At 69.8% G+C, this 17,373-nt stretch carries 15 protein-coding genes; 10 read left to right on the forward strand and 5 right to left on the reverse strand.

Annotated features, from left to right (window positions below):
• Positions 1-39: 39 nt before the first annotated feature.
• From BKK79_RS05475 to BKK79_RS05490, 4 genes are read right to left on the reverse strand one after another with little or no spacing between them, the layout of a single operon-like run.
• Positions 40-717 (reverse strand): N-carbamoylsarcosine amidohydrolase, encoded by a 678-nt coding sequence (locus tag BKK79_RS05475; protein ID WP_071037288.1) that lies wholly within the window; start codon positions 715-717, stop codon positions 40-42.
• On the reverse strand, positions 710-1,789 hold the full coding sequence (locus BKK79_RS05480; protein WP_071011729.1) for a 2,5-dihydroxypyridine 5,6-dioxygenase: 1,080 nt from the start codon (positions 1,787-1,789) through the stop codon (positions 710-712). Before BKK79_RS05480 ends, BKK79_RS05475 begins: the two co-directional genes overlap by 8 nt.
• 23 nt (positions 1,790-1,812) lie before the next feature.
• Positions 1,813-2,646 (reverse strand): alpha/beta fold hydrolase, encoded by an 834-nt coding sequence (locus BKK79_RS05485; RefSeq protein ID WP_071011728.1) that lies wholly within the window; start codon positions 2,644-2,646, stop codon positions 1,813-1,815.
• A gap of 10 nt (positions 2,647-2,656) precedes the next feature.
• Complete coding sequence (locus BKK79_RS05490; protein WP_071011726.1) at positions 2,657-3,424, reverse strand: maleate cis-trans isomerase family protein; 768 nt, start codon at positions 3,422-3,424, stop codon at positions 2,657-2,659.
• 350 nt (positions 3,425-3,774) lie between these two features.
• Here BKK79_RS05490 and BKK79_RS05495 point away from each other — a divergent pair, with 350 nt between their 5' ends.
• The 6 genes from BKK79_RS05495 to BKK79_RS05520 all read left to right on the forward strand — a co-directional run bounded on the left by BKK79_RS05495 (position 3,775) and on the right by BKK79_RS05520 (position 11,561).
• Positions 3,775-4,935, forward strand: coding sequence for an FAD-dependent monooxygenase (locus BKK79_RS05495; RefSeq protein WP_071037289.1), 1,161 nt, complete (start codon positions 3,775-3,777; stop codon positions 4,933-4,935).
• A 126-nt stretch (positions 4,936-5,061) separates the two neighbouring features.
• Positions 5,062-5,559 carry a (2Fe-2S)-binding protein gene (locus BKK79_RS05500; protein ID WP_071037290.1) on the forward strand — a complete coding sequence of 166 codons (498 nt, stop codon included), beginning with the start codon at positions 5,062-5,064 and terminating at the stop codon, positions 5,557-5,559.
• Positions 5,556-8,582 carry a cytochrome c gene (locus tag BKK79_RS05505; RefSeq protein ID WP_071037291.1) on the forward strand — a complete coding sequence of 1,009 codons (3,027 nt, stop codon included), beginning with the start codon at positions 5,556-5,558 and terminating at the stop codon, positions 8,580-8,582. The genes BKK79_RS05500 and BKK79_RS05505 overlap by 4 nt, the downstream gene beginning before the upstream one ends.
• A 543-nt stretch (positions 8,583-9,125) precedes the next feature.
• A complete protein-coding gene (locus BKK79_RS05510; protein ID WP_071037292.1) occupies positions 9,126-10,439 on the forward strand; it encodes an MFS transporter in 1,314 nt (437 codons plus the stop codon).
• Positions 10,440-10,591: 152 nt separating this feature from the next.
• Positions 10,592-11,242, forward strand: coding sequence for a uracil phosphoribosyltransferase (gene upp, locus BKK79_RS05515; RefSeq protein ID WP_071011719.1), 651 nt, complete (start codon positions 10,592-10,594; stop codon positions 11,240-11,242).
• Between the two features lie 166 nt (positions 11,243-11,408).
• The gene (locus tag BKK79_RS05520; RefSeq protein ID WP_071011718.1) at positions 11,409-11,561 is read left to right on the forward strand and encodes a DUF3149 domain-containing protein; all 153 of its coding nucleotides are present in this window, start codon (positions 11,409-11,411) and stop codon (positions 11,559-11,561) included.
• A 92-nt stretch (positions 11,562-11,653) separates the two neighbouring features.
• On the opposite strand, the gene BKK79_RS05525 is transcribed toward BKK79_RS05520, so the two are convergent.
• Positions 11,654-13,180, reverse strand: a complete 1,527-nt coding sequence (locus tag BKK79_RS05525; RefSeq protein ID WP_071037293.1) for a helicase HerA-like C-terminal domain-containing protein — start codon at positions 13,178-13,180, stop codon at positions 11,654-11,656.
• A 233-nt stretch (positions 13,181-13,413) separates the two neighbouring features.
• Between BKK79_RS05525 and BKK79_RS05530 the strand changes: the two genes are divergently transcribed.
• From BKK79_RS05530 to BKK79_RS05545, 4 genes are all read left to right on the forward strand, one after another.
• The gene (locus tag BKK79_RS05530) at positions 13,414-14,139 is read left to right on the forward strand and encodes a YebC/PmpR family DNA-binding transcriptional regulator (RefSeq protein ID WP_071016190.1); all 726 of its coding nucleotides are present in this window, start codon (positions 13,414-13,416) and stop codon (positions 14,137-14,139) included.
• Between the two features lie 114 nt (positions 14,140-14,253).
• The gene (gene purD / locus BKK79_RS05535; RefSeq protein WP_071011714.1) at positions 14,254-15,522 is read left to right on the forward strand and encodes a phosphoribosylamine--glycine ligase; all 1,269 of its coding nucleotides are present in this window, start codon (positions 14,254-14,256) and stop codon (positions 15,520-15,522) included.
• Positions 15,523-15,673: 151 nt separating this feature from the next.
• Positions 15,674-16,585 carry an oxygen-dependent coproporphyrinogen oxidase gene (hemF, locus tag BKK79_RS05540; RefSeq protein WP_071011712.1) on the forward strand — a complete coding sequence of 304 codons (912 nt, stop codon included), beginning with the start codon at positions 15,674-15,676 and terminating at the stop codon, positions 16,583-16,585.
• 10 nt (positions 16,586-16,595) lie between these two features.
• Positions 16,596-17,342: a nicotinate-nucleotide adenylyltransferase gene (locus tag BKK79_RS05545; protein WP_071037294.1), complete on the forward strand. Its 747-nt coding sequence runs from the start codon at positions 16,596-16,598 to the stop codon at positions 17,340-17,342.
• Positions 17,343-17,373 lie beyond the last annotated feature (31 nt).

Below are 17,373 nucleotides of genomic sequence, written 5' to 3' on the forward strand. Positions count from 1 at the left end.
CTGGAAGCATGATGCCAGGCCCGGCGCGCGCGGTGCCGCTCAGGCTTCGGCACGCCTGCCCGCCGCGCCGTTCCGCGCAGATTGCGCAATCTGCGCAATCTGCGCGATCTGTGCCAGCGCCTCGTCGCGGCTGAGCACCGTGGCGTACTTCTGCTCCATATCGAACAGATTGGCCGCGTGCGGGCCCAGCGCGCGGTCGCCCACGCAGTCCGAGACCACCAGCGGGCGGAAGCCCAGCGACATCGCGTCCACCACGCTGGCGCGCACGCAGCCGCTGGTGACGCAGCCGGCCACCAGCAAGGTCCGCACGCCGCGCTGCGTCAGCCAGGCCGCCAGCGCGGTGCCGAAGAAGGCGGATGGCACCGTCTTGCGCACCACCAGTTCGCCGGCGACCGGAGCCAGCTCCGGCACGATGGCACTGTTGTGGCCGTGCTCCTTCAGCGTCAGCATGCCGGGTACCTTCAGCGTGAAGATATTGTGGTCGGCATCGTCGTCGGCGAACACGATGCGGCTGTGCGCCACCGGCCAGCCCTGCTCGCGCGCCGCCCGCAACAGCGGCTGCGTGCGGCGGATGGCCTCGGGGATATTGCCGCCGCCGAAGACCGCGGGGTCGGCGAAGCCGTTGACGAAATCGATGACCAGCAGCCCGAACGGCGGCGCGATCTCCATCGCGGTGCCGAAGCCCTGCCGCTGGTAGGTCTGGACCTCCTCATGCATGGCGCTTCTCCTTGAACCGTGTGGCGACGGGTGCGTGGTGTCCATCCATCACCTGGCCGCGCACCACCACCGGCTCACCATCCAGGCTCACGGTGCAGCGGCGCATCGGGATATCGATGTGGCAGGCGGTGGTGCGGCTGCCGCCCGCTTCGTTGTTGGGGCCGAACGAGCAGAGGAAATTGCCTTCGTAGGCGCGCGCGTCCATGCCGATGGTGGCCTCGCGGTCGTACATGGCCAGCGCCGCCCAGCTCGCGCGCGGCTGCAGGCCCCAGCCGACATGCGACATCGCATAGGCCTCGGGATCGTTGAACGAGGCCATGTAGTCGGCCAGCAGTTCGGCATCCAGGCCGCCTTCGATGGCGGTCACGTAGCCGGCCTCCACCGTGACGCGGATCGGTGCCTGCACATAGGACTTCATCGGCAGCAGGATGTCGCCGCGGTCCAGCACGATGGTGCCGTCGGTGCCCCCCTCGTCCGGCCAGGTCAGCACGAAGCCGCTCGGCCAGTGGTCCCAGCGGCCGGCTTCGTCGACGAAGCCGTATTCGCTGATGGCCGGGAACTCACCCAGGCGGCAGCACAGGTCGGTGCCGGCGTCGGAGACGACCTGCATCCGGCGCGCGCGCGCCAGGCGTGCCGTGGCAGCCTTCACGCGCGCGCGGTCCGCTGCCGTCGGCACCATGCGCACGAGCACCTCGGGCGGCTCCACCGCCAGCAGGATCCGGGTGCCGGCGGAGAGGATGTCATGCTGCTCGGGCGAGAACAGCAGTGTCATCAGGTCGAGCACCAGGTCGCTCGCCTTGAGCGCAGCGATGGCGGCCGCGTTGCCGGTCAGCGGCGTGGTGCCGAGGTAGGCCAGCGCATCGCGGCTCAGTGCCTTGTCGCCGTTGACCGGCGGCAGGTCCAGCCGGTTGACGATGGCGCCCATCGATGCGGCCGCCACCAGCGCGGTGCGCAGCGTCTGCGGATGCGTGGCGGCACCGGTCAGCACGGTGACGGTCTGGCCGGGCTCCAGCTTCGACAGTGCCAGCACCTGCTGCCACGCCCGGGTCAGGTCGTAGTCGCTTACGGACATCTCTGTTCCTCCGAAGGCAAAGATCAGGCCGAAGCCACCAGCGCAGCACCGAGGAAGTCGCCGAAGGCGCGGTAGAAACCCGCCTCGTCGTCCCACGGGATCATGTGGCCGGCATCCGCCACATGGCTGACCTGCACGCCCGGCAGCAGCGCACGGATTTCCTGCACGTCCTGCGCGCCCACCACGTCGCCGCGGCCGGCGGTCATCAGCAGCGTGGGCACGGCCACGTGCGGCAGGTCGCCGTGGATATCGTCCTGGTGGAAGCCGTCGAAGCTGGCCAGCACCGCGCGCTCGTCGCAGGTGTGCAGCCACTCGGCGCGCAGGCGCAACTGCTCCTCGGTCCACGTCGGGCAGAAGCGGCGCATGCCCTCCGCATCGGTGCCCGCGCGCGCCAGGCGGATGGAGTCGATGTACCAGGGCAGTTGCGCGGGATACGCCCGGCGCCCCGGACCGGAGACCGGCGGATCCACCATCACCAGCCGCGTCAGCCCGGCCGGCTGCTGGCGTGCGGCGCGCACGCCGATGCGCCCGCCCATCGAGTGGCCGACGATGGCATAGCGCTGCAGGCCCAGCGCCCCGGCCAGCGCGATCACGTCGGCGGCCTGCGCGTCCAGGCTGTAGTCGAGCGTGTCGCCGGCCGCGGACAGGCCGCGCCCGCGCACGTCGATGACATAGGTATCGAAGCACTGGCCGAAGCGCTCGCCGACGAAACCCCAGGTGATGGCCGGGCTGGTGATGCCCGGCACGATGATCACGGCATCGCGCGCGGCGCGCGCGCCCTCGCTGCCGCCATAGCGCAGGTAGTGCTGGCGGATGCCGTTGGCCAGGACGTTTCCGCCATACAGGAAGGTGCTCATGGTCCGGTCCTCAGTAGGCGCCCGACAGCAGCGCGCCCGCGCCCGGCACCACCGGCTCGAGGTCCAGCGCGCGCAGCATCGCATAGGTGGTGGCAATGGCGGCGGTGACCACCGGCTTGCCGGTCATCGCCTCCACCTTCGCCACCGCGGGCAGCGACGGCATCTGCACGCAGGCCGACAGCACGATGGCATCGGCCTCGGCAATGTCCATCTGGGCGACGATGCCCGGCAGCCTGGCCGGATCGTGGCGGCCTACCTCGAGGTTGTCGGGAATCTCCAGCGCGCGGTAGTCCACCACCTCGTAGCCTTCATGGCGCAGGTAGTCGACCACCAGCTCGGTAAGCGGTTTCATATAGGGCGCGACCACGGCGATGCGCCTGGCGCCGATCACCTTGAGCGCATCGACCAGCGCGCCCGCGCTGGTGATCACCGGCGCCGCCCCGCCGTTCCCGGCGGTATGCGCCTGCAGCCGCTGCTCAGATTGGCGGTGGTAGCCATGGCCCATCGCCATGATGGCCACCAGGCAGGCGTAGCCGAGCACGTCCACGCGCGCGTCGGACAGCTCCACGGCGCAGCGGTCGGACTCCGCGTCCATCGCGGCCAGTTCCTCCTTGACCACTTTCTTCATGCGCATGCGGCTCGAATGGAAGGTGAAGCGCTCGGGGCGGATCTGTTGCCGCGCAGTGAGCATGGCGGGGATCTCGGTCTCCATGGTCGTATTGGAGCTCGGCACGATCTGGCCGATTCGGAAAACGTTCTGCACTGTCGACTCCGTCATCTTGTCTGTTCCGGGGAATGCCTACCCGCCGCTCCGATCCATCGCGCCAGGCGCCTGTCTGCGGCTGCGGTCGATTGTAGTGTACACACTCTATATAAGCAAACAGATTCCACGCCAGCAAGGCGGCACTCATTCAGTGCACGCTGAATATGCGATTCCCCGTTTTCGCGCTTAAATTCGCCAATATTGCGCAGCAACATGCCGACCACATCTAAGCATCAGGGTTTTCCATAGGTTCATTGCATTGTTCCTTTACCTTGCATTTTTGAGTGTGTACACTCTTTTTCAATGCGGGGGCACACAGCGCTCCCCACACCATCCACCCACCTGTCATTGCCAGGAGAAAGAACGTGCAAGGCAAACCGCGAATCGCAATCATCGGCGCCGGGCTCGGCGGGACGGCCGCCGCGGCCCTGATGCAGCGCGCCGGCCTCCAGGTCCGGCTCTACGAACAGGCACCGGCGTTCTCGCGCCTTGGCGCCGGCATCCACGTGGGACCGAACGTGATGAAGATCATGCGGCGCATCGGCATCGAGGATGCCCTCAATGCCATGGGCTGCCACCCGGACTACTGGTACAGCCGAGAAGGTGTGAGCGGGGAAGTGATTGCACAGATTCCATTGGGCGACTACGCGCTGCGGCACTACGGCGCCAGCTACCTGACCGTGCACCGGGGCGATTTCCATGCGCTGCTGACCGAAGCCGTGGCCCCCGGCACGCTGCACTTCGACAAGAAGCTGGAGCGCGTCAGCGACCAGGGCGACGTGGTGCACCTGCACTTCACGGACGGCACGATGGAGGCAGCGGATATCGTGATCGGCGCCGACGGCGTGAACTCGCGCATCCGCGCAACCCTGCTGGGTGCCGAACCGCCCAAGTACACGGGTTATGTGGCACATCGCGCGGTATTCCCGATCGCGCGCGTCAAGGGCTTCACGCATGACCGCTGCACCAAGTGGTGGACCGATGACCGCCACATGATGGTCTACTTCGACACCGGCAAGCTGGACGAGATCTACTACGTAACGGGCGTGCCCGAGCCCGACTGGGACCTGAGCAAGAGCTGGGTGCCCAGCAGCATCGAGGAAATGCGCGCCGCCTTCGACGGCTGGCACGCGGGCGTGCAGTCGCTGATCGAGGGCACGGTGGAGGTCACCAAGTGGCCCCTGCTGGAGCGCGATCCGCTGCCGCTGTGGAGTCGCGGCCGCCTGGTGCTGCTGGGCGATGCCTGCCATCCGATGAAGCCGCACATGGCCCAGGGTGCCGCCATGGCGATCGAGGATGCCGCCATGCTCACACGCTGCCTGGTCGAAGTCGGCGCGGACGACTACGCGAACGCGTTCGCCCTCTACGAAGCCAACCGCGCCGAACGCGCCGGCAAGGTCCAGCTGGTCTCGCACAACAACACCTGGCTGCGCTCCAACGAGAACCCCGACTGGTGTTTCGGCTACGATGCGTTCCACGTGCCGCTGGTACCGGCAGGGCGCCCGGCGCTTTCGGCGGCCGCGTGATGTCCGCCTGAACCACCCAGCCGGCGCACCGCGACCACGCGGTGCCGGTGCCTGGCGCCGCATCCCCTCGCTCATGAAGGGGAACGGCGCCGCGACGCGTGCAGTGCAAACCGCCCCCTTGCTCCGATGAACACGCCCCGCCCCCTGACCCTCGATGTCAACCACGCCGAGCACACGCTCTGCGTGGCGCCCGACACGCCACTGCTCTATATCCTGCGCAACGACCTCGCCTGCAATGGCCCGAAGTACGGCTGCGGACTGGGCCAGTGCGGGGCCTGCACGGTGCTGGTGGACGGCCTCGCCGCGCGCGCCTGCGTGCTGCCGGTGAAGGCCTTGCTGGGGCGCGCCGTCACCACGCTGGAGGGACTCGGCACGCCGCAGCGGCCCGACCCGGTGCAGCAGGCCTTCATCGACGAGCAGGCCGCGCAGTGCGGCTACTGCCTCAACGGCATGATCATGACCGCCAAGGCACTGCTGGCGGACAACCCGGCCCCGAGCGAGGACGAGATCCGCGAGGCCCTGCGCTTCAACCTGTGCCGCTGCGGCACGCATGTCGAGATCGTGCGCGCGGTGCAGCGCGCCGCATTGCTGCAGCGCAGGAACGAAGCAGGAGCGCAGCCGTGAACGACACCCTGGCTCCGCACCCGGCAGCGCCCGCCACGTGGCCAGGAGACCAGCCGCCTCCGGCGCACAGCCTGGCCGCGCATGTGTTGCGCCCGCCCGGCCTGCGCTGGTCGGGCGGGCGGCCGCTCGTGGCACGCCTGCTTGGCGCGGATACGCAAGCCGCTGCGGCTGCGCCGGGCGCGCGGACGGTGGTCGTGCGCCAGGACTTTGCGGGCGTGGTGGCCGATTCGGCCGAGCAGGCCGCGCAAGCCGCCAAGGCGCTGTGCGCCCGCTGGGCTCCGCCGCCCGCGCCGGACCCTGCGCCGGTGCCACGACGGACACTGGCGCGGCACGGCAACGCCGCCGCCGCACTCGAGCAGGCGCAGACGCGCCAGTCGCGGCGCTACCGTTGGCCGCTGGCCGGCATGCAGCCGGACTCCGCTACCTGCACCGCGATCGCCGACTGGCGCGACGGCACATTGCGCGTCTGGCTGCCCAGCACCCGCCCGGGCGCCTTGCGCGCCGAACTCGCCGCCCTGCTCGACATCGACGAGCGACAGGTCACGCTACTGTGCTGGCAGAGCGCGCACGATGGCGCCGACACCGCCCTGCTCGCGCACCATGCCGCCGCCGACGCCGCGCTGCTGGCACAGGCGGCGCAGGCATGCGTGCGGCGAACCCTGAGCGCAGCCGATGCCGGCCTCGCCGATGCCACGCTCGACTGGCGGATCGACAGCGCGCACAGCGGTGCCGCGCTCCACGCCTATGCCGCCACGCTCGGCGGCACCCGTGCCCCGGCCGTACCGCTGGCGCTCTGGCTGACGCGCACGGCGACACCGGTCGCCGACGTCGCCGAGTTCGACGAGTTCGCCGAAACCATCGATAGCGGAAACGCGTGTGCGCCCAGCACGGCGCTGCTGCCCTATCGCATCCCCCATATCGAGATCCACGCCGCCGGCACCGACGCGAGCGCGGCCGGCACGCGATCGGCCGATGGCCGGGGCGACAGCCTGGCCAACGCACGCGCCCGGGTCTTCGCCCAGGAGTCGCATTTCGACGAGATCGCCGTCGGCGCCCGGGTCGACCCGGTGTCGCTGCGGCTCGACCACCTCGACGACGCGCGCGGCGCGGCACTGATCCGCGAGGTGGCGCAGCGCGCCGGATGGTCCTCGGAGCCACCGCCCGTCCGCGCGACGGGCGGTGGCGGCAATGTGCGCCGCGGCCGCGGCTTCGCTTACGCGCATGCAGTGGAAGACGAGGCGGCGCCGAGCTGGTCGGCCTGGGTGGCCGAAGTGGAGATAGACGGCACCACCGGTGAGCTCGCGGTCACGCGTGTCACCGTCGGCCACGACAGTGAAGCCGCGGCGCCCGGACCTACCTCCGCGACCTCGCCGCCGATGGAGCAACTGGCAGCGCAGACCGCACAGCAACTGACCGCTCCGCCGCCGGCGTTCGACACCTGGGCGGCATCAGGGGCACCGTGGACTCCGGCCGCCTCGGCACTGCAGGCGCCGGCCACAGCCGCTCTCCCTGCCACCAGGACCAGGGCGCCGGACATCCGCATGGCCGGCGCCCTGGCCTCGCGCCCCACGCTGGCGGCGGGTGCCGCGGCCACGCTGCCGGCCGCCGCGGCAGTGGCCAACGCCATCTTCGACGCCACCGGCGTGCGCCTGCGCGAACCGCCGTTCAGCGCCGACCGCCTGCGCCTGGCGCTGGCGGCGCAAGCTGCCGGCAAGGCGCGCCGCCGGCGCGGCTGGCTTGCCGCCGGCGCGGCAGCGGCGGCGAGCCTGTGCGCCACCGTGCTGCCCTGGCGCGCACCGCTCGCACCGGTGGCGCCACCCGAACCGGGCTTCTACTCCGCGGCCACGCTGGAGCGCGGCCGGCTGGTGGCGGCCGCGGGCGATTGCGCCGTCTGCCATACCGCTCCCGGCGGCCCGAAGAACGCCGGCGGGCTGGCGCTCGAAACGCCGTTCGGCACGGTGTACAGCACCAATATCACCCCCGATGCCGAGACCGGCATCGGCACCTGGTCGTTCGCCGCCTTCGAGCGCGCCATGCGCGAAGGCGTGCACCGCGACGGCCACCGCCTGTATCCCGCCTTCCCCTATACGGCCTTCGCCAAGATCAGCGATGCCGACCTGCAGGCGCTGTACGCCTACCTGATGTCGGCCGAGCCGGTGCGGGCCACCGCACCCCGCACCGAACTCGCCTTCCCGTTCCAGCTGCGGCCGCTGCTGGCGGGCTGGAACCTGCTGTTCCACCGCAACGCGCCATTCCGCCCCGACGCCGCGCGCTCGCCGCTGTGGAACCGCGGCGCCTACCTGGCGGAAGGCCTGGGCCATTGCAGCGCCTGCCATTCGCCGCGCAACGCGCTCGGCGCGGAAAAAGGCGGCCGCCACTACCTGTCGGGGGGCAGCGCCGAGGGCTGGGAAGCGCCCGCCCTGACCGCCCTGTCGCGCGCACCGGTGCCGTGGACCGAGGAGGCCTTGTTCACCTACCTGCGCGGCGGCTACGCCGCCCATCATGGTGCCGCCGCCGGCCCGATGGCGCCGGTGGTGGAGGAACTCGCCCAGTTGCCCGCATCTGACGTGCAGGCCATCGCCCACTACATCGCCTCGTTCGCCGCGCCGCCTCCCGCACCCGAGCGCATCGACGCGCTGGCCGCGCAGGCCGAGCGGCGCAGCGCGCAAGCCGCCGCCTCGCTCGGCGGCCCCGCTGCGCGCCTGTACCAGAGCGCCTGCGCGGTATGCCACCAGTCCGGGCAGGGCATGCGCCAGTTCGGCGTGAAACCTTCCCTGGCGCTGAACACGAACCTGCACGCCGACCGCCCCGACAATGTGATCCAGGTGCTGCTGCAAGGCATGCCGGCGCCGCCCGACAGCGCGCTCGGCGCGATGCCGTCCTATGCGGACAGCCTGGACGACGGCCAGGTCGCCGACCTTGCAAGGTACCTGCGCGCACGCTTTGCCCCCGACAAACCCGCGTGGCAGGACGTCGATGCCACGGTTGCGCGCCTGCGCGCCGCTCCCGCTCACCGCCCCTGACGGAGATCCGCGCGGCAGGCTGGCCGCGCACCGCCTTCCCGCGCAGGCGCCACCACGGAACGAGCGAAGCGAAGCCGGCCTGCCGCCGATCGACCTTACCGCACCCCTCATGTAGCGCACACTGAATCGATATGTAGAGAGCACTACATACATGCAGCGAGACGCGCCACGGTGCATGCCGGCACAAGGACGGCGCACAGGCGTGGCGTACCGGCCCGGAGACAAGACGAGAAACGCACCATGGGTAGACAACAAGGAGAGACGATGACGTATCCGTATCACATGCGCCCGATGAACCCGCTGCCGGCGCCCCCGGCATAGTTCTCGCTTTTCCAGACTGCAGTCGTCACCACGTTTCATTGCGATGTGGCGCGCATGGCATCATGCGCCCGGCCTCGCCGCGATGGACGTTGGCTTCCGGATTCAGGAACCAGCCTTACAGAACAGGTGGACAATATGTCATCATCCATTTCATCCCTGCCATCCCCGACCATCGCAGAGGCGACGATCGGCTCCCCCTCCCAGCCAGGCCCGAGGCCGGCGATGTCGCACACCATCACGATCGAGCAAGGTATCCGCGCGGCCGGCGTCGGCAAGTTCCAGTATCGCCTGTTCGTCATCTTCGGCCTGGTCTGGCTGGCCGACGCGATGCAGGTGCTGTCGATCGGGTTCACCGCGCCTTCGATCGCCTCGACCTTCGGCATCCCGGTTCCGACAGCCTTGCAGACCGGGACGATGTTCTTCGTCGGCATGCTGGTCGGCGCCTTCGTGTTCGGCCGCCTGGCCGACCGCATCGGGCGCCGCCCGGTGCTGATGATGGCCGTGGTGATCGACGCGGCCTGCGGCGTCGCCTCCGCCTTCGCGCCGGACTTCCAGTGGCTGCTGCTGCTGCGCCTGCTGACGGGCATCGGCGTCGGCGGCACCCTGCCGGTCGACTACACCATGATGGCCGAGTTTCTCCCCGCCGACCGCCGCGGCCGCTGGCTGGTCCTGCTGGAGTCGTTCTGGGCGGTCGGCACCATCCTGCTCGCCGTGCTGGCCCTGATCGCCACCACGCATGGCGACAGCGCCTGGCGGCTGATCTTCTTCGTCACCGGCATCCCGGCCCTGGTCGGCGTGGTGTGCCGCCTCTTCGTGCCAGAATCGCCGCTCTACCTGAACCGCTCGGGCCGTTCCGACGAAGCGCGCGCGGTGTTGCGGCGCGTGGCAGCCGCCAATCGCGTCAGCGCCGAGATCCCGCCGCTGGAACCGCAGCAGGCCGAGCGCAAATCGGTCCTGGCGCTGTTCGCCGCGGGATGCCGGCGCCGCACCCTCTGCCTGCTGGCCGCCTGGATGCTCATCTCTGTCGCCTACTACGGCGTCTTCGTCTACCTTCCGGTGAAGCTGGCAGGCCAGGGCTTCGGCTTCATGCGTGGCCAGGTCTTCCTGATCCTGCTGGCGCTGGTACAACTGCCCGGCTTCGCGCTGGCCGCCCACGGCGTCGAGCGCTGGGGCCGCAAGCCGACCCTGATCGGCTTCCTGCTGCTCAGCGCAGCGGGCTGCATGCTCTACAGCCTGGGCCAGTCCCCCGCCATCGTGGTCGGCTCGACCTTGCTGATGAGCTTCGCGCTGCTCGGCACCTGGGGCGCACTCTATGCCTTCACGCCCGAGGTCTACCCGACCGACCTGCGCGCCAGCGGCATGGGCACCGCTGGCGCGATGGCGCGCTTCGGCGGCCTCTTCGCCCCCTCCATCGTCGCCCCCATCATGGCCAGCCAGTTCACGCTCGCGCTGGCGCTGCTGTCATCCTTCCTGGCCGTGGCGGCCCTGGCCATCTTCCTGGTGGACATCGAGTCGAAGAACCGCGCGCTGGACTGAGACAGGATCCCGGGGGCGGTCCCGGAGGAAGGCGGGCCGGCCGACCGCGCGGCGGCCGGCTTCCATTACAATCCGCCTACACCGGCGCGGCGGCCCGGTCGCCCCGACCCGGCCGCCCGCCTCCCCTCTCCCGCCGAGCCCTCGCCGTCGCCATGAAACAAGATCCGCGCTTTCCCAACCTGTTCATCCTCGATCACCCGCTGATCCAGCACAAGCTCTCGCACATGCGCGACAAGGAGACTTCCACGCGCACCTTCCGCGAACTGCTGCGCGAGATCACGCTGCTGATGGGCTACGAGATCACCCGCGAACTGCCGCTGACCACGCGCCGCATCGACACCCCGCTGGTCACCCTGGACGCCCCCGTGATCGCCGGCAAGAAGCTGACCATCGTGCCCGTGCTGCGCGCCGGTGTCGGCATGAGCGACGGCCTGGTCGAACTGATCCCCTCGGCACGCATCGGCCATATCGGCGTCTACCGCGACGAGCAGCACCGTCCGGTGGAATACCTGGTACGGCTGCCCGACCTGGAAGACCGCAGCTTCATCCTGTGCGACCCGATGGTGGCCACCGGCTATTCCGCCGCGCATGCCGTCGACGTGCTCAAGCGGCGCGGCGTCAAGGACGAGGCCATCACCTTCGTGGCGCTGGTGGCCGCGCCCGAGGGCGTGGAAGTGTTCCAGAAGGCCCATCCGGGCGTGAAGCTGTTCGTGGCTTCGCTGGACAGCCACCTGAACGAGGATGCCTACATCGTGCCGGGCCTCGGCGACGCCGGCGACCGCCTGTTCGGCACCAAGAACTGAGACTGAGCGCCGCAGGCGCCATTCGCGGCGGGCTTGACGGACCTCAAGGTCCGCAGCCCGCGAATCCTTACACTCGTCCCTTGAGCGCCGTACAAGCCTGGCGGCGCCGCAGTCGCCCCCTGACCGCAGTGCGCGGTATGCCGCGCAAGGAGCAAGGAGACGAGACATGGCAGCCATCAAGATCCTGTTCACCACCGATGTCGGCCTGATGAGCCTGGGCGTCATCGCCTTCATCATCGGCATGGGCACCTTCTTCGCCCGGCTGTTCCGCAGGAAGATGCGCGAGGACGCGGCGCGCGCCGCCGCAGGCGGGAACTGAACGGCAACCGGAGCAGACCTGGGGCGACAACGCAGCAGCAATGGAGCGGCGCGCTGCCGCTCCGGCAGGGCCGCCGGCCTTGCCCGCTGCGCCTACTTCTTCTTGCCCGAGCCGAGCAGGCTGCCGAGCACGCCGCGGATCAGCTCGCGCCCGACCTGCGAGCCCACGGTACGCGCCGCCGACTTGGCCATCGACTCCAGGATGGAATCCCCGCGCCCGCTCTTGCCGGTGCCGCGCGTCAGCGTGCCGAGGATTTCGCCGGCCTGGCCGAGCCAGCCGCCGGTTCCGCCACCGTCGCCCCCAGTTGCCTCGCCTGCGGGAGCCGCGGCCCCGCCGGTCGCCGGGGCCGCGCGGCCCTTGAGCTTTTCATAGGCCGATTCGCGGTCGATGGCCTGGTCGTAGACGCCGGCCACCAGCGACGTCGCCATCAACTGCTTGCGTTCCGCATCGCTGATCGGGCCGATGCGGCTGCCCGGCGCCAGCACCCAGGCGCGCTCGGTCACCCCGGGCGTGCCCCTGGCGTCGAGCAGCGACACCAGCGCCTCGCCCACGCCCAGTTCGCCGATGGCCTGTTCCAGGTCCAGCGCGGGGTTGGCCCGCATGGTGGTGGCGGCCACCTTGACGGCCTTCTGGTCGCGCGGGGTGAAGGCCCGCAAGGCATGCTGGACGCGGTTGCCGAGCTGGCCGAGCACGGTGTCGGGAATGTCGGCCGGGTTCTGCGTGACGAAATACACACCCACGCCCTTGGAGCGGATCAGCCGCACCACCTGCTCGATCTTGTCCAGCAGGGCCTTGGGGGCATCGTTGAAGAGCAGGTGCGCCTCGTCGAAGAAGAACACCAGCTTGGGCTTGTCGAGGTCACCTGACTCGGGCAGCTTCTCGAACAACTCGGACAGCATCCACAGCAGGAAGGTGGCATACAGCTTGGGCGAGTTCAGCAGGCGGTCGGCCGCGAGGATGTTGACCACGCCCTGGCCCTTGTCGGTCTGGATGAGATCCTCCAGGTTCAGCATCGGCTCGCCGAAGAAGACATCGGCGCCCTGCGATTCGAGCGCCATCAGGCTGCGCTGGATGGCGCCGATGGAGGCCGCCGAGATATTGCCGTACTCGGTGGTGAACTGCCCGGCATTGTCTCCCACGTACTGCAGCATCGCGCGCAGGTCCTTGGCGTCGAGCAGCAGCAGGCCGCTGGCGTCGGCGATGCGGAACACCAGGTTCAGCACGCCCTGCTGGGTGTCGTTCAGCTCCAGCATGCGCGACAGCAGCAGCGGCCCCATATGGCTCACCGTGGCCCGCACCGGGTGGCCCTTTTCACCGAACACGTCCCACAACGTGGCGGGACAGGCGCCCCAGGCCGGCTCGGGCAGTTGCAGCTCCTGCAGGCGTGCCTTGAGCTTGTCGGTCGGCTGGCCCGCCTGGGAGATGCCGGCCAGGTCGCCCTTGACGTCGGCCAGGAAGACCGGCACCCCGAGCCGCGAGAAGCCCTGGGCCAGCGCCTGCAGGGTCACGGTCTTGCCAGTGCCGGTGGCACCCGTGATCAAGCCGTGGCGGTTGCCCATCCCGGGCAGCAGGGCGAGTTCATGCTGGGCGTTCTTGGCGATGACGATGGGTTCGGCCATGGCGGGGTCTCGTGTCGGCGGTGGCGCCGGGCGCCGGCGGGCGCGCAGCCCCGGCGCCGGCGCCGGCGGGGGCGCGTGATAAAATGCAAGGTTGATTATAGCCAGCAGCAAGGCATAACAAGCACATGGCGCGCCCGCCATGGCCGATCGCATCGGCATGGCGGGCGCGCCAGGCACATCCGGCGGCGGCGGGAACCTGCGCGCCGCCACAGCATTCCGCCTCGGAGAACATCATGGCCGGTCATTCCAAATGGGCCAACATCAAGCACAAGAAAGCCGCCGCTGACGCCAAGCGCGGCAAGATCTGGACTCGCCTGATCAAGGAAATCACGGTTGCCGCCAAGCTCGGCGGCGGCGACGCGGACTCCAACCCGCGCCTGCGCCTGGCCATGGACAAGGCCACCGACGCCAACATGCCCAAGGACAACATTCAGCGCGCCATCCAGCGCGGCGTGGGTGGCCTCGAAGGCGTCAACTACGAAGAGATCCGCTACGAAGGCTATGGCCTGTCCGGCGCCGCCATCATCGTCGACTGCCTGACCGACAACCGCACCCGCACCGTGGCGGAAGTGCGCCACGCCTTCTCCAAGCACGGTGGCAACATGGGGGCCGAAGGCTCGGTGGCCTTCATGTTCACCCACTGCGGCCAGTTCCTGTTCGCCCCCGGCACGCCCGAGGACAAGCTGATGGACGCCGCGCTGGAAGCCGGCGCAGACGACGTGGTGACCAACGACGACGGCTCCATCGAAGTGGTCTGCCCGCCCAACGACTTTGCCGCCGTCAAGGCGGCGCTGGAAGGCGCCGGCTTCAAGGCGGAGGTCGCCGACGTGGTGATGAAGCCGCAGAACGAAGTCAGCTTCACCGGCGACGATGCGGTCAAGATGCAGAAGCTGCTCGACGCCATCGAAGGCCTGGACGACGTGCAGGAAGTCTTCACCAACGCGGTCATCGAGGAATAAGCAGGCCTCCCGCAATCGGCTGGCGGCAGCCGGCGGCGCAAGCGCCGGCACCGCCCTTTCCGCGCCCCTCGGCACCGTCGCATCGCACGGGCGCATCTCTTCTGGCAGTGGATCATGAAAGTATTGGTTGTCGGCTCGGGCGGCCGTGAACACGCGTTGGCCTGGAAACTGGCCCAGTCCCCCAAGGTACAGGTTGTCTACGTGGCCCCCGGCAACGGCGGCACGGCGCTCGACAAGCGCCTGCAGAACGTGCCGCTGACCGACCCCGAGGTGCTGGCCGCCTTCGCCGAGCGCGAGGGCGTGCAGTTCACCGTGGTCGGCCCGGAGGCGCCGCTGGCCGCCGGCATCGTCGACATCTTCCGCGCCAAGGGCCTGCGCATCTTCGGCCCGACCCGGGCCGCCGCGCAGCTCGAGTCCTCCAAGGACTTCGCCAAGGCCTTCATGCAGCGCCACGGCATCCCGACCGCGGCCTACCAGACCTTCTCCGACGCCGCGCAGGCCCATGCCTACATCGACGCGCAGGGCGCCCCCATCGTGATCAAGGCCGACGGCCTGGCCGCCGGCAAGGGCGTGGTGGTGGCGATGACGCTGGAAGAAGCGCACAGCGCGGTCGACATGATGCTGGCCGACAACAAGCTCGGCGACGCCGGTGCGCGCGTGGTGATCGAAGAGTTCCTGGAGGGCGAGGAAGCCAGCTTCATCGTCATGGTGGACGGCAAGAACGTGCTGGCCCTGGCCACCAGCCAGGACCACAAGCGCCTGCTGGACGGTGACGCCGGCCCCAACACCGGCGGCATGGGCGCCTACTCGCCGGCCCCGGTGGTAACGCCCGCGCTGCACGCGCGCGCGCTGCGCGAAATCATCCTGCCCACCGTGCGCGGCATGGAGAAGGACGGCATTCCCTACACCGGCTTCCTCTACGCCGGCCTGATGATCGACAAGGACGGCAACCTGAAGACGCTGGAGTTCAACTGCCGCATGGGCGACCCCGAGACCCAGCCGATCCTGGCACGCCTGAAGACCGACCTGGTCGACGTGCTCGACCACGCGGTCGCCGGCAAGCTGGACAGCATCGAACTGGAATGGGACCGCCGCACCGCGCTGGGCGTGGTCATCGCCGCCCACGGCTATCCCGACGCGCCGCGCAAGGGCGACGCCATCACCGGCATTCCTGCCGAGACCGCGGACAGCGTGACCTTCCACGCCGGCACCACGCTCAAGGACGGCACTCTGCAGGCATCGGGCGGGCGCGTGCTGTGCGTGGTGGGGCTGGCCGACACGGTCAAGGCGGCGCAGCGCGCGGCCTATGCCGCAGTGGAGCAGATCCGCTTCGACGGCATGCAGTACCGCAGCGACATCGGCTACCGGGCGATCAAGCACTGAGCCGGCATGCCGGGCGCAGGCGCCGGTGCCGGCGCCCGGTCTTCCGGCCTGCCGGTACAATCATGACAACGCCATGACGCCGGGCGCCGCCACGCCCGGCCCCCGTCCCCGGCCCGAAGGGCCCGCCGCGGGTCCGCCCGCCTCCATCGCCATGATCGATTCCCAGGCAGTACGAGACTACCTGCTCGGACTGCAAGACCAGATTACCGACACGATCGCCGCCATCGACGGCGGCGCATTCCGCACCGACGCCTGGGAAAAGCCGCCCACCGAACGCCTGCGCGGCAACGGCCGCACCCGCATTCTCGAAGGCGGCGCCGTGATGGAACGCGCGGGCGTGGGCTTTTCGCACGTCACCGGCGACGCGTTGCCGCCGTCGGCCAGCGCCAACCGGCCCGAGCTGGCCGGGCGCGGTTTCGAGGCCATGGGCGTATCGCTGGTGTTCCATCCGCGCAATCCCCACGTGCCCACGGTCCACATGAATGTGCGCTGCTTCCTGGCCACCAAGGCCGGCGCGGATCCGGTCTGGTGGTTCGGCGGCGGCATGGACCTGACCCCCTACTACGGCGTGGCGGAAGACTGCGCGCACTTCCACCGCACCTGCCGCAATACCCTGGCGCCCTTCGGCGACGACCTCTATCCACGCTTCAAGCAGTGGTGCGACGAGTATTTCTACCTGAAGCACCGCGGCGAGGCGCGCGGCATCGGCGGCATCTTCTTCGACGACTTCTCCGCACTCGGCTTCGCGCGCAGCTTCGACATGATGCGCGCGGTCGGCGATGCCTTCCTGCCAGCCTACCAACCCATCCTGGAAGCCCGCCGGCACACGCCCTACGGCGAGCGCGAGCGCGACTTCCAGGCCTACCGGCGCGGCCGCTACGTCGAGTTCAACCTGGTCTTCGACCGCGGCACGCTGTTCGGGCTGCAGTCGGGCGGACGCGCCGAATCCATCCTGATGTCGATGCCCCCGCAAGCCAGCTGGCGCTACGACTGGCAGCCCGAGCCCGGCAGCGCGGAAGCGGCGCTGTACACCGACTTCCTGCCCGCGCGCGCCTGGGCCTGAACGCGAGACCATGCATAACAAGGAAACAGGCCCTGCCCCCGACGCCCGCGAGCAAGGCAGCACCACCCCCCGCCCCGAAGCGGACGCGGGGGCAAGCCAACGCCCCTACCGCCTTGGCATCCTGGGCGGCACCTTCGACCCGCCCCACATGGGCCATGTCGCGCTGGCGCGGCTGTGCATCGACCACCTCGGCCTGGACGAACTGGTCTGGATCCCGACCGGGCAATCCTGGCAGAAGGGTGCGGACGTGACGCCAGCCGCCCACCGGCTGGCCATGACCGAGCTGGCCGCCGGCGCACTGGCCGGCACCGGCGCCAGGATACGGGTCAGCCGCATGGAGGTCGAGCGCGCCGGCCCGAGCTACACGATCGATACCGTGCGCCAGCTCCGTGAGCAGTATGGGCCGCACGCCTCGATCGCCTGGCTGATGGGCACCGACCAGTTGCTGCGGCTGGACACCTGGCACGGCTGGCAGGACCTGTTCGCCTACGTGCACCTGTGCACGGCCACCCGCCCCGGCTTTGCGCTGGATGCGCTGGACGGGCCCGTGCGCGCTGCGCTGCAGGAGCGCCAGGCCGACACCCGGCTGATACAATGCACGCCCTCCGGCCATATGTGGATCGACCAGACGCTCGCCGTCGACCTCTCCTCCACCGGCCTGCGCCAGCACCTGTCCGACGGGCTGGCGGCGGATGACCAACTTCCCCCGGGCGTGGCACACTACATCGCGCAGCAGCGGCTCTACCGCGCCGCTTGAACCGTGCCGACCGCCCGAACGCAACCGAACC

The sequence above is a fragment of the Cupriavidus sp. USMAA2-4 genome (genome assembly GCF_001854305.1).
Taxonomy (GTDB): domain Bacteria; phylum Pseudomonadota; class Gammaproteobacteria; order Burkholderiales; family Burkholderiaceae; genus Cupriavidus; species Cupriavidus malaysiensis.

Bases quoted from the DNA above. Each gene is read 5' to 3' on its own strand.
- BKK79_RS05490 (WP_071011726.1), bottom strand. From the start codon at position 3,424: ATGACGGAGTCGACAGTGCAGAACGTTTTCCGAATCGGCCAGATCGTG.
- purD (WP_071011714.1), top strand. From the start codon at position 14,254: ATGAAAGTATTGGTTGTCGGCTCGGGCGGCCGTGAACACGCGTTGGCC.
- BKK79_RS05480 (WP_071011729.1), bottom strand. From the start codon at position 1,789: ATGTCCGTAAGCGACTACGACCTGACCCGGGCGTGGCAGCAGGTGCTG.
- BKK79_RS05485 (WP_071011728.1), bottom strand. From the start codon at position 2,646: ATGAGCACCTTCCTGTATGGCGGAAACGTCCTGGCCAACGGCATCCGC.
- upp (WP_071011719.1), top strand. From the start codon at position 10,592: ATGAAACAAGATCCGCGCTTTCCCAACCTGTTCATCCTCGATCACCCG.
- BKK79_RS05500 (WP_071037290.1), top strand. From the start codon at position 5,062: ATGAACACGCCCCGCCCCCTGACCCTCGATGTCAACCACGCCGAGCAC.
- BKK79_RS05530 (WP_071016190.1), top strand. From the start codon at position 13,414: ATGGCCGGTCATTCCAAATGGGCCAACATCAAGCACAAGAAAGCCGCC.
- hemF (WP_071011712.1), top strand. From the start codon at position 15,674: ATGATCGATTCCCAGGCAGTACGAGACTACCTGCTCGGACTGCAAGAC.
- BKK79_RS05475 (WP_071037288.1), bottom strand. From the start codon at position 717: ATGCATGAGGAGGTCCAGACCTACCAGCGGCAGGGCTTCGGCACCGCG.
- BKK79_RS05510 (WP_071037292.1), top strand. From the start codon at position 9,126: ATGTCGCACACCATCACGATCGAGCAAGGTATCCGCGCGGCCGGCGTC.
- BKK79_RS05520 (WP_071011718.1), top strand. From the start codon at position 11,409: ATGGCAGCCATCAAGATCCTGTTCACCACCGATGTCGGCCTGATGAGC.
- BKK79_RS05525 (WP_071037293.1), bottom strand. From the start codon at position 13,180: ATGGCCGAACCCATCGTCATCGCCAAGAACGCCCAGCATGAACTCGCC.
- BKK79_RS05545 (WP_071037294.1), top strand. From the start codon at position 16,596: ATGCATAACAAGGAAACAGGCCCTGCCCCCGACGCCCGCGAGCAAGGC.